The organism is Sphingomonas sp. BK069 (assembly GCF_014193405.1).
Taxonomy (GTDB): Bacteria; Pseudomonadota; Alphaproteobacteria; order Sphingomonadales; family Sphingomonadaceae; genus Sphingomonas.
The window spans coordinates 355,495-366,490 of sequence record NZ_JACHZH010000004.1 but is presented as its reverse complement, the minus strand read 5'-3'; the positions used below and the strand labels follow the sequence as shown (position 1 = coordinate 366,490).

Below are 10,996 nucleotides of genomic sequence, written 5' to 3'. Positions count from 1 at the left end.
CGATCGGCCCTGTTCGCGCGGCCACGCCGCAAGAATCAGCGTCAACTACGATCTCCGACAGCATTGTTGAAAAGAATGGGGGCGGCGATGCGCACGATCGTTTCACAACTCGCGGGGGCGAGCATTCTGGCAGCGGCGACGATGACGTTCGCGAGCACCACCGCCGCGGCGCAGACCGCATCGGCGGCGGCGAACGCGGACGCCGACGCGAACGCGGGCAGCGAGCGCGAGATCGTGGTGACCGCGACCAAGCGCGACGAGGCCGCGAGCGACGTCGCCGGCTCGGTGTCGGCGGTGACCCAGGAGAACCTGCAGCGGCTCAACGCGCAGAGCCTATCGGACTATATCACGCGCGTGCCGGGCGTGGTCTTCAACGACTATCAGCCGGGCGTCTCCGAGGTGGTGATCCGCGGTGTCGCCTCGACCACCTATCACGAGGCCAATCAGGCGACCACGGGCTATTACATCAACCAGATCCCGCTGGTGGAGCCGGGCTTCCCGCTCGTCATCCCCGACATCGACGCGTTCGACGTCAAGCAGGTGGAGGTGTTGCGCGGGCCGCAGGGCACGCTGTTCGGCTCCTCCTCGCTGGGCGGGGCGGTCAACTATGTCGTCAACGAGGCCGATCCCACGAAGCTCGACGCCGGTGCCGAGGGCATCGTCTCCAGCACGCGGCGAGCGGGCGAGGCTAGCTACGCCGCGAAGGCGATGGTCAACGTGCCGTTGGTCGACGACAAGCTGGCGGTGCGGCTGGTGGCGTTGCAGCGCTACGACGCGGGCTATCTCGACAATGTCGGCACCGGTGAGAAGGGCAGCAACGACCTGCGCGTGCGCGGGCTGCGCGGCTCGGTGGTATGGCAGCCGGGCGCGACGACCAAGCTCGCCGCGCTCGCGATGTACCAGGAATATGACCTCGACGACCAGACCTACGTGCTGTTCGGCGACAATCCCAAGACGTTCGAGCGGAACACCAACGTCGACGAATATCAGGACACCGAGATCCAGCTGTTCAGCCTGCGGCTTGACCAGGAGCTCGGCTTCGCCAACTTCACCGCGATCGGCAGCTACACGCAGAAGAAGGCCGATCTGGCGTTCGACGACTCGATCTTCCTGGGCATCGACGCGCGCACCGGCACGCCGCAGCTCTCCAGCTCAACCGGCAAGTCCACCACCTATTACGGCGAGATGCGGTTGGCCTCGAGCGGCACCGGGCCCTTCACCTGGCTGATCGGCGCCAATTACACCAAGCTGCGGTCCGACTCGACCGACGGCGCGCGGCTCGACGGCATCGCCGAGTATATCGACGCCAACCCCGCCGACTTCGACGGCCAGCCCAGCAGCGTGATCGCGCCGGGGGACCTGCTGCGCCGCACCGTCAGCACCAACCGCGTGCGCGAGATCGCCGCCTTCGGCGAGCTGGCCTACACCTTCCTCGATCAGGTGACGCTGACGCTCGGCGGGCGCGTCTTCGAATATGAGTCGCGGCCGCGGTTGCAGTTCCTGCCCAACGCCGCGCTGATCGCGCCGTTCGACTATCAGCCCGGCTCGCAGAAACAGTCGGGCTTCGTCCCCAAAGTGTCGCTCGCCTACAAGCCGAGCGACCGCTTCACGCTCTACGGCCTCTATTCCGAGGGCTTCCGCATCGGCGGCGTCAACGTCTACAGCGCCGCCTCGGGCACGCCGCTGACGTTCGGCAGCGACAGCACGCAAAACTACGAGGTCGGCGCGAAGTTCGAGTTGGTGCCGGGCGCAATGTCGTTCGACATCGCCGCCTTCCACATCAAGTGGAACGACATCCAGTCGCGGCTGTTCACGCCCGTCACCTTCGATGCCTATACCGTCAACGGCGGCGGGGCGAAGATCGACGGCGTCGAGCTGTCGCTGGTCTTCCGCCCGACCGCCAACCTGACCTACAGCGCCAACGTCACCTACAATGACGCGCGGCTCTCCGGGCTACTGCCCGACAGCAGCGCGCCGGGCGGCGGCTATGCCGCGGGCACGCAGCTGCCCGGCGCGTCGGACTGGATCATCGCCAACCAGCTCGACTGGGAGCTGAGGAGCTCGCCGCTGCGGCCGCGCATCGGCATCGCGCACCGCTATCTGTCGGCGGCGCCGGTCGCCTTCGGCGCGACGCTGCAGAAGGGCGACTACAGCCTGGTCGACCTCAACGCCGCGGTCCGGCTCGGCGACGGCATCGAGGCCGGCGTGTTCGCCAAGAACCTGTTCGACACCTACGGCATCCTCAACGCCCCCTTCTCCTTCGCCGGCAGCGTGACCCGGCCGCGCACGGTGGGCGCCAACCTGCGCCTTGCGCTGCGGTGAGGGGCACCGCGGCCGCCATCGTGTCGGGCCCACGCCACGGGCTTGTCCCGCCGCGGCGCGCGTGGCAGCTTCGCGACGATGGACCAGCCAGCATCGTGACCGGGCCGAACGGCCGCGCGGCACCCCCGGTACGCGGGCTCACCGACGAATATGGCGCGGGCTTCGTGGACCCGATGCACGCGCACGACTGGATCCAGGTGCTGTACGCCTGCTCGGGCGTGATGTCGGTGGAGACGCCGTCGACCAGCTTCGTTGTGCCGCCGCAGCGCGCTTTGTGGCTGCCGGCGGGGCAGCGCCACCAGGTGTCGTGCCGCGGCCCGGTGTCGCTACGCACGCTCTACGTCGACCCGGCGCTCTACCCCGATCCGCCGCCGTGCCGCGTGATCGAGGTGAGCGACTTCCTTAAGGCGCTGATCCTCAAGGTCGTGTCCTTCGGTGCCGACTATGGCGCGGACGGCCATGCCGGGCGCATCGTCGCGGTGCTGCTCGACGAGATCGCCGCCATGCCGCTGGCGCCTTATGGCGCGGTGATGCCCGCCGACGCGCGCCTGCTGCGCGTCTGCCGCGCCATCCTGGCGCAGCCGGCGGACGACCGCGACGTCGACGACTGGGCGCGCGTCGCGGGGATGGGGCGGCGCACCTTCACGCGCGCGTTCAAGCGCGAGACCGGCATGGGCCTCGCGGTGTGGCGGCAGCAGGTGCGGCTGATGGAGGCGCTGTCACTGATGGCGGCGGGGCGCTCCGTCACGACGATCGCGTTCGATGTCGGCTATGACAGCCCCAGCGCCTTCACCGCGATGTTCCGCCGCGCCTATGGCGTACCGCCCAGCCTCTACGCGCTGCCGTGACTCGGCCCGCGCGCGCGCATGATCGGCCCGCGCGGATAGGGGCGGGAGGCACGACGGTGTGCGAGAGCGGCGGGCGAGAACGGGACAGCGCGACGGGCCGCCAGCGCCCGCGCGAGGAGCAGGACGCATGACTCTCACCTCCGAGGCGCTCGCCGCGCACGACGACGTCGACCCCGATATCCGCCGCTTCGTCGTCGCGCTCAACCACGGCTACGGCCAGTTCTCCGACTTCGCCGCGCTCCCGCTGCCCGAGCGCCGCGCCGCCGCGGAGGTGGTGCGCGCGCCATGGCGCGACGGCGGGCCGGTTATGGCCAAGACGCGCGACGGCACGCTCGCCGGCTGTCGCGCCCGCTTCCATTATCCCGGCACGAGTGCGACGCCGCGGCCGGCGCTGCTATACGTGCATGGCGGCGGCTGGACGATGTTCAGCATCGACACGCACGACCGGTTGATGCGTGAATATGCCGCGCGCGCCGACGTGGTGGTGGTCGGGATCGACTATAGCCTCTCGCCCGAGGCGCGCTTCCCGGTCGCGCTCGACGAGGTGGTCGCGGCCTATCGTGAGCTGCGCGGCGAGGCGGCCGCATACGGCATCGCCGCGGAGCGGATCGCGGTGGGCGGCGACTCCGCCGGCGGCAACCTCGCGGTGGCGATGAGCCTGCGGTTGCGCGCTTTGGGCGAGCCGCTGCCCGCCGCGCTGCTGCTCAATTATGGCGCCTTCGATCCGGCACCGACGCCGAGCTACGCGCGCTACGACGGCCCCGCCTATATGCTGACGATCGCGGAGATGGACCAGTTCTGGCGCGACTATGCCGGCGAGCCCGCGACGCTCGACGACCCTCTGGTTGTCCCCGCGCGCGCCGACCTGACCGGCCTGCCGCCCGCCTTCGTGACGATCCCCGAGTGCGACATTCTCGCCGACGCCAACCGCGCCATGGCGGAGCGGCTCCATGCCGCCGGGGTCGCGGTCGAGGCCTGCGTCTACCCCGGCGCGACGCACAGCTTCCTCGAGGCGGTGTCGGTCGCGCCGCTGGCCGACGCCGCGTTCGAGGACGCCGCGCGCTGGCTCGCGGCGGTGCTGGGGCACGCGCCGGCGTGAGCTTCGTCCCGCTCTCGCCGGTCGAGATCGGCGCGCTGATCCGCGATCACCCGCTCGCCTGGGTGGTGTCGGACGACCGCGACGCCACGCTGCTCCCGCTCATCGCCGAGTGCGACGCGAACGGCATGCCGGTGGCGCTGGTCGGCCATTATCCCCGTCGCAACCCGCAGGTCGCCGCGTTCGAGCGCGACCCGCAGGCGCTGATCCTGTTCCGCGGGCCCGAGGGCTATGTCTCGCCGCGGCTGGTGTCGAACCCGACCTGGGGCGCGACCTGGAACTATGCCGCGCTGCGGATCGTCGCCACGCTCGCCTTCGTGCCGGAGGAGACGGAGAACGCGCTGCGCCGCCTCGCCGCGCAGCTCGAACCCGCCGGCGGGTGGCGCCCCGAGCAGATGGGGGCGCGCTTCGACGAGCTCGCGCACCACGTCGTCGCCTTCCGCGCGCGGATCGTCTCGTGCGAGCCGCAGTTCAAGCTGGGCCAGGACGAGCGCGCCGCGACCTTCGCCGAGATCGTCGCCGGGCACACCGACGCGGCGCTGGTCGCGGCCATGCGGAGGAACCGTCCCGACGATGCGAGCTGAGCGCGCCCCTGCCTCATCGAACGCGATCACGCCCGCGTGCTGAGCGGCCCCTCGGCGCGGATCCTCGCCGGGCTGGTGCTGGGGCTGGTCGCGGGCGCGCTGCTCGCGGGCAGCGCGGTGGCGCCCGCGGTCGCCGGTGTGGCCAAGCCGGTCGGCCGCTTGTGGCTCGACTCGCTGACCATGACGGTGGTGCCGCTGGTCTTCTCGCTGCTCGTCACCGGGGTGATGCGCGCCGCCGAGCAGGCCGCCGGCGGGCGGCTCGCGGCGCGCGCGCTGGGCTGGTTCGCGGTGCTGCTGCTCGCGGCGGCGCTGGTCGGCGCCGCGGCCACTGCGCTGCTGCTCCAGCTCGCGCCGCTGCCTGCGGCCGCGACGGCGCTGCCCGCGGCGGTGAGCGGCCCCGGCCCGGCGGTGCCCGCCGCGTCCGACTGGATCGGCAGCATCGTGCCGACCAACCCGGTGCGTGCCGCGGCCGAGAGCGCGATGGTGCCGCTGGTCGTCTTCGCGCTGCTGTTCGGCCTCGCCGCCAACGGGATCGAACCGGGGCCGCGCGCCGCGCTCGCGCAGGTGTTCACCGGCGTGGCGCAGACGATGCTGCGGATCGTCGGCTGGGTGCTGTGGGTGGCGCCGCTCGGGGTCTTCGCGCTCGCGATCGGCGTCGGACTGGTGCTCGGCGGGGGCGCGGCGGGCGTGCTGGCGCATTATGTCGCGGTGATCGTCGGTGCCGCGCTCGCCTCGATCGTGCTCGCTTATGCCGCGGCGGCGCTGTTCGGCCGGATCAGCCCGCTCGCCTTCGCGCGCGCCGCGCTGCCGGCACAGGTGATCGCGGTGAGCACGCAATCCTCGCTCGCTTCCCTGCCCGCGATGGTGGCGGCGGCGCCGGCGCTGGGGGCGCGCGACGAGGCCGCGGGCGTGGTGCTGCCGCTCGCGGTGTCGCTGTTCCGCGCCATCACTGCGGCCGCCAATGTCGCGGTGGCGACGTATCTCGCCGCGGTGCACGGCGTCGCGCTTGCTCCGGCGACGCTGGGGCTGGGCGCGGTGGTCGCGGCGACGGTGAGCGTGGCCGCGGTCGGGCTGCCGGCGCAGGTATCGTTCTTCGCGGTGATCGCGCCGGTCTGCCTCGCCATGGGGGTGCCCGTGACTCTACTGCCGCTGCTGCTGGCGATCGAGACGGTGCCCGACATCTTCCGCACGCTCGGCAACGTCACCGCGGATCTGATGGTGCTGCGCATCGCCGGCGCGCGCGGCTTCGGCACGGGATCGTCACTGTGAGACATATGGCGCAGCTCGGGAAGTCCATAGCATCACCGGCGGTGAAGCCATTAACGAGCGGAGCGCCGCAGCGGCGCCGATGAGGCACAAACACCAGATCGACCAGTGGCCGGAGATGGGAGCATTCCAGATGCTACGAATGATCGCCTCTGGGTTAGGTCAATGGAAGCGCTCACCGCGCGCGAGCCGCTCGAGGATCCGCTGCATCGTGCGAGCCCGGGACTCCGGCCGCTTGGCCGTCTGAAGGCGATAGTAGATCGCGTAGAGGTTCTTGCGATCGAGGGTTCGGAAAAACGCGTCCGCCTCTGGCAGGGCCGCTAGCGCGTCCAGAAAATCCTGCGGGATGACCATCGCGGCCGACCCCTCATAGGCAGTGTCCCAACGTCCCTCGGCACGCGCGGCCTCGACATGGGCGAGGCCGGCCGGTGTGATGCGACCTTCAGCTATCAGCCGCTCGGCATGATCACGGTTCCTGGCGGACCAATTGGAGCCCGGCCGACGTGGCGTGAGGCGCTGGAGGTACGAGCGCTCGTCCGCCGATCTCTTTAGGCCGTCGATCCAGCCGAAGCGGATCGCCTCCACGACGCAGTCGGTCCACGTAACGGACCGCTGTCCAGAGCGCTCCTTGTAGATGCGCACCCATAGCTCGCCGCTGGTGGCGTGGTGCTCGGCAAGCCAGATGGCAAGTTCCTCGGGGATCTCGAAGGCGAGCGCTTCTGCTTGAGGGAGCGACATCAGCCGAGGCTAACCAGGGACGATCCCGCTGAGAAGCGGCGTGTCGCCGCCTTTCGTGGATGCGCCTCTGCCGCGGGGGGAAGGGGTCGCATGAACCCAAGACTGATCTATCCGGATGACTCACCTGAACTGAGGTTGATACTTGACTATGATGGGCGCCCCATATAGTGAAGTCGTTACCGCAGTGAGGAGCTGGTCATGACAAACCCTGCCGCCGTCCATGGCAACTTCACCATCGAGCGTCGCTACCCGGTGGCGCCCGCCAAGGTGTTCGCCGCATGCGCCGATCCCGCGATCAAGAAGAGCTGGTATGCGGAGAGTGAGACGCACGAGATCAAGGCTTTCGAGAGTGATTTCAAAGTCGGTGGTGCCGAGCGGCTTACCTATCAGTTCGGACCGAACACGCCCTTTCCGGGTGTCGAGCTGACGAACGACGGCGTCTTCCATGACATCGTGGAGGGACAGCGCATCATCATATCGTCTCGTATGGCGATCGCGGGCAGGCCGATCTCGGTCGCCCTGGAGACAATCGAGATCGCGGAGGCGGACGGTGGCACAGCCCTCACGTGTACCTTCCAAGGTGTGTTCTTCGAGGGCTCCGACGGTCCCGTTATGCGCGAGCAGGGCTGGAGCGACCTGCTGGATCGGCTCGGCCGCTCACTGGCAGACTGACGTGGCGCGACCACGCCGTGAGGGCGACGCCGAGCCGATTGATCTGCTGCTCCATGCGCTGGGTGATCCGACGCGGCGGCGCATGATCGAACGGCTGGGCCAGCGCCCCCACGCCGTCTCGGCGTTGGCCGACCTGGCCGGGATCACGCTCACGGCTGTCGGTCAGCACATCCGGGTTCTCGAGGAGGCAGGGCTTGTCACCAGTAGCAAGTTAGGTCGTGTCCGGTCATGCCAGCTCGATCACGGTGGTTTGAAGATCGTGGAGCAGTGGTTGAGCGCGCGGCGATCAGCCTGGGACAGGCGGCTCGATGCGCTAGGCTCGGTCCTGTCTGGTCAGCAGGAAGGCGAGCTGTAAGCCCGCGAGCCGCCCTCGTCGGCTTGGCACATCGGCTTCAGGACTCTTGCGCATCGGAAACATTATGGCTGCCCGCAGGGACGAACTCGCTCGCGCCTTGCCATCAGCGTCCCTTAGGGTGTCGCTACGCTGTGTCCGCCAACATAAGCCTCGAACTCCGATATGATCGAGCGACCAAAGTCGGGAAGCGGGACGTTCGAAACGACCTCCTCGTTGTCGCCGCCGAACAGCAACGCGACGTGGAGTTAGCCGCAATCCCTTACACGCGCGCCAGCGCGCATGACTCGCTGACAGTGGCGTATCCTACTGCGGGATCGCACCAACAACGGCATCGCGACCAGCCTCCACCACGTGACGGGAACGTAGAATAATCTGACAATTCTCTTTCCTTTATCGGACTGCCTGTGCCATCCCGCTGACAAGACGGGCGGAACGCCTCGCAGGGAGAGAGACATGAGCAAGCTGGCCATCATCGTCGCGGCGCTCGCTGGCGCGGCGGCCTGCCCAGTCGCGAGGGCGCAGACCGCACCCGCCACGCCAGCCGGCAAGATCTATACCAGCGATCTCGTCACGCGCTGGGGCCGCGCCGTCACCCCGGACAACGCCTGGCGCAGCTATCCCCGCCCGCAGATGAAGCGGGCCAGGTGGCTGAATCTCAACGGCCAGTGGGACTATGCCGTGCGCCCCAAGGCGGCGCCGCAGCCCGCGGCGATGGACGGCAAGATCCTCGTCCCCTTCGCGGTGGAGTCGCGCCTCTCGGGCGTGGCGCGTCCCGTCACGCCCGACGATCGGCTGTGGTACAAGCGCAGCTTCGCGGTGCCCGCCGACTGGCAGGGGCAGCGCGTGCTGCTCCACTTCGGCGCGGTCGACTATGAGGCGAGCATCATGGTCAACGGCAGCCTGGTCGGGACACACCGCGGCGGGTCGGACGCGTTCAGCCTCGACGTCACCGATTATCTGAAGTCGGGCGACAACGAGCTGGTGGTGCAGGTCACCGACCCGACCTCGACCGGCGCGCAGCCGCGCGGCAAGCAGGTGCTCAAGCCTAACAGCATCTGGTACACACCGGTCACCGGCATCTGGCAGACGGTGTGGCTCGAGCCCGTCCCCGCGCTCCACGTCGAGGACATGAAGATCACGCCGGACATCGACCGCGGCACGCTCGCGGTCGACGTCGCGCTCAATCGCAGCGCCGCCGACGATGACGCGGTGCGGATCACCGCCTCGCAGAAGGGCCGCACCGTCGCGACCACGCTGGTGCGTGGCAACCGCCCCGCGACGCTGGCGATCCCCGACGCGCACCTGTGGTCACCCGACGATCCCTTCCTCTACGACCTCAAGGTCGAGCTGGTGAAGGTGCGCAGCCCCTACACGGGGCCGGACAACAGCCCGCATCGCCAGCGCGGTGACTCGATCCTCACCGCGCAGGAGGCGGCGCTGTATCGCACCGCCGCGGTGCAGGGCGGCGCGCGCGACACGGTCGACGGCTATTTCGCAATGCGCAAGAGCTCCATCGGCGCGGGCAAGGTGTCCGGCCAGCCGGTCATGATGCTCAACAACAAGCCGCTCTTCCAGAACGGCACGCTCGATCAGGGCTGGTGGCCCGACGGGCTGCTCACCCCGCCGTCCGAGGAGGCGATCCGCTTCGAGATCGACTATCTCAAGTCCTCCGGCTTCAACATGTTGCGCAAGCACATCAAGGTCGAGCCGGCGCAATATTACTATGAGGCCGATCGGATGGGCATCCTGATCTGGCAGGACATGCCCTCGGGCGAGGAGGACGAGAGCCTCGACCAGTTCGTCCGCCCCTCGTCGCAGGGCGAGGCGCTGATGCCGCAGGAGACCACCAACGAGTTCGAATATGAGCTCACGCGGATGATCAGCGACCTGCGCAACCATCCCTCGATCGTCACCTGGGTCGTCAACAACGAGGGCTGGGGGCAATATGCCTCGACGCGCCTCGCCAAGATGGTCCACGAGCTCGATCCCAGCCGGCTGGTCAACAAGGTATCGGGCTGGCTCGACACCGGCGACGCTGGCTCCGACCTGTACGACATCCACACCTACGAGGACGTGCCGAAGGCACCGACCCACCAGACGCATCGCGCGATCGTGATCGGCGAGTTCGGCGGGATCGGCCTGCCGGTGCCGGGGCATCTCTGGTTCCCGGCGCGCAACAATTGGGGCTACCAGACTGCCAAGGACAAGGCCGACTATCAGGCGCGTTATCAGCGCAAATATGACGAGGTGATCCGCCAGGCGCGCGAGCTCGGGCTGAGCGCGGCGGTCTATACCCAGACCACCGACGTAGAGGGCGAAATCAACGGCCTGCTCACCTACGATCGCGCCGAGAGCAAGCTGCCGCCCGCTACCTTCGCGCGAATCCATGCGCCGCTCCACGCCGCCGAGCCGGGCGCGGGAAAGTAGGAGCGCGGTCTGCATGCAGACGCGATGGTGAACCGTGCTCTGCGCTCGCAGGAGTGCAGATCGACCGGCGTCGCGTTCGTGGCCCCGGTCTCCTGCGTGCGCAGGAGCACGGTCCGTCTCAGACTGACTGATCCGAGCCGTGCCGTACTCCCGCGCCACGCGGGAGCACAAAACGGCAGGCGGTGACGCTTGCCACTCCGGCGTGCGTCGCAGCACGCTGACCGTTCGGACGCGGTGGCTCAGGCGCTCGGCGTCCGCGATCCCTTGCGCAGCAGCGCGGCCCAGCGACGCCAGCCGGTCGGGCGGTGGAAGGTGTCGAGCCCGCGATCGTCGAGCGCGCGGACCAGATCGCGCGTGAGCGAGCGCAGCTGCCGCTCGTTCACCGCCAGGCTGACCCGCTCATAATCCTGCCGCCGCACGTCTTCCGCCGAGCGCGCCAGCTGCAGCGTCACCACGTAGCCGTGGCGGGTGCGGTCGCGCTTCCAGCCGACCAGGATCGCGGGCGCCTCGGTCATTCTATACCCCCCGGTGCGCGCCCGCGCGCGGACGCATCGATGCGTCGGAATGCTGGACCCGCCGACCGATGGTGGCAAGGTGCCGCGATCGGCCGATCGGTCCGGCCGTGCGGCGTTCGATGTAAAATGCGCGGTCTGCTCGTTCGACTTCGGTCTTAACCGCCGGCAGTGAA

The 10,996-nt window shown here is 69.1% G+C and carries 10 protein-coding genes; 8 read left to right on the top strand and 2 right to left on the bottom strand.

Going from position 1 to position 10,996, the window contains the following annotated elements; translation table 11 throughout:
- Positions 1–87: 87 nt before the first annotated feature.
- From FHY02_RS15240 to FHY02_RS15220, 5 genes are all read left to right on the top strand, one after another.
- A complete protein-coding gene (locus FHY02_RS15240) occupies positions 88–2,322 on the top strand; it encodes a TonB-dependent receptor (protein ID WP_183923615.1) in 2,235 nt (744 codons plus the stop codon).
- Positions 2,323–2,417: 95 nt separating this feature from the next.
- On the top strand, positions 2,418–3,170 hold the full coding sequence (locus FHY02_RS15235; RefSeq protein ID WP_311731850.1) for a helix-turn-helix transcriptional regulator: 753 nt from the start codon (positions 2,418–2,420) through the stop codon (positions 3,168–3,170).
- 127 nt (positions 3,171–3,297) lie between these two features.
- On the top strand, positions 3,298–4,269 hold the full coding sequence (locus FHY02_RS15230) for an alpha/beta hydrolase (protein ID WP_183923613.1): 972 nt from the start codon (positions 3,298–3,300) through the stop codon (positions 4,267–4,269).
- The gene (locus FHY02_RS15225) at positions 4,266–4,850 is read left to right on the top strand and encodes an FMN-binding negative transcriptional regulator (RefSeq protein WP_183923611.1); all 585 of its coding nucleotides are present in this window, start codon (positions 4,266–4,268) and stop codon (positions 4,848–4,850) included. The genes FHY02_RS15230 and FHY02_RS15225 overlap by 4 nt, the downstream gene beginning before the upstream one ends.
- 36 nt (positions 4,851–4,886) lie before the next feature.
- A complete protein-coding gene (locus tag FHY02_RS15220) occupies positions 4,887–6,119 on the top strand; it encodes a cation:dicarboxylate symporter family transporter (RefSeq protein ID WP_311731849.1) in 1,233 nt (410 codons plus the stop codon).
- Between the two features lie 159 nt (positions 6,120–6,278).
- On the opposite strand, the gene FHY02_RS23045 is transcribed toward FHY02_RS15220, so the two are convergent.
- On the bottom strand, positions 6,279–6,854 hold the full coding sequence (locus FHY02_RS23045) for a YdeI family protein (RefSeq protein ID WP_183923609.1): 576 nt from the start codon (positions 6,852–6,854) through the stop codon (positions 6,279–6,281).
- Positions 6,855–7,052: 198 nt separating this feature from the next.
- On the opposite strand from FHY02_RS23045, the gene FHY02_RS15210 reads away from it, so the two are divergent.
- From FHY02_RS15210 to FHY02_RS15200, 3 genes are all read left to right on the top strand, one after another.
- Positions 7,053–7,526 (top strand): SRPBCC domain-containing protein, encoded by a 474-nt coding sequence (locus tag FHY02_RS15210; RefSeq protein ID WP_183923607.1) that lies wholly within the window; start codon positions 7,053–7,055, stop codon positions 7,524–7,526.
- A 1-nt stretch (position 7,527) separates the two neighbouring features.
- On the top strand, positions 7,528–7,881 hold the full coding sequence (locus FHY02_RS15205) for a metalloregulator ArsR/SmtB family transcription factor (RefSeq protein WP_221198663.1): 354 nt from the start codon (positions 7,528–7,530) through the stop codon (positions 7,879–7,881).
- A 453-nt stretch (positions 7,882–8,334) separates the two neighbouring features.
- The gene (locus tag FHY02_RS15200) at positions 8,335–10,308 is read left to right on the top strand and encodes a glycoside hydrolase family 2 protein (RefSeq protein ID WP_183923597.1); all 1,974 of its coding nucleotides are present in this window, start codon (positions 8,335–8,337) and stop codon (positions 10,306–10,308) included.
- Positions 10,309–10,547: 239 nt separating this feature from the next.
- On the opposite strand, the gene FHY02_RS15195 is transcribed toward FHY02_RS15200, so the two are convergent.
- A complete protein-coding gene (locus tag FHY02_RS15195) occupies positions 10,548–10,823 on the bottom strand; it encodes a hypothetical protein (RefSeq protein WP_183923595.1) in 276 nt (91 codons plus the stop codon).
- Between the last annotated feature and the right edge of the window lie 173 nt (positions 10,824–10,996).

Bases quoted from the DNA above. Each gene is read 5' to 3' on its own strand.
- FHY02_RS15240 (WP_183923615.1), top strand. From the start codon at position 88: ATGCGCACGATCGTTTCACAACTCGCGGGGGCGAGCATTCTGGCAGCG.
- FHY02_RS15230 (WP_183923613.1), top strand. From the start codon at position 3,298: ATGACTCTCACCTCCGAGGCGCTCGCCGCGCACGACGACGTCGACCCC.
- FHY02_RS23045 (WP_183923609.1), bottom strand. From the start codon at position 6,854: ATGTCGCTCCCTCAAGCAGAAGCGCTCGCCTTCGAGATCCCCGAGGAA.
- FHY02_RS15210 (WP_183923607.1), top strand. From the start codon at position 7,053: ATGACAAACCCTGCCGCCGTCCATGGCAACTTCACCATCGAGCGTCGC.
- FHY02_RS15200 (WP_183923597.1), top strand. From the start codon at position 8,335: ATGAGCAAGCTGGCCATCATCGTCGCGGCGCTCGCTGGCGCGGCGGCC.
- FHY02_RS15195 (WP_183923595.1), bottom strand. From the start codon at position 10,823: ATGACCGAGGCGCCCGCGATCCTGGTCGGCTGGAAGCGCGACCGCACC.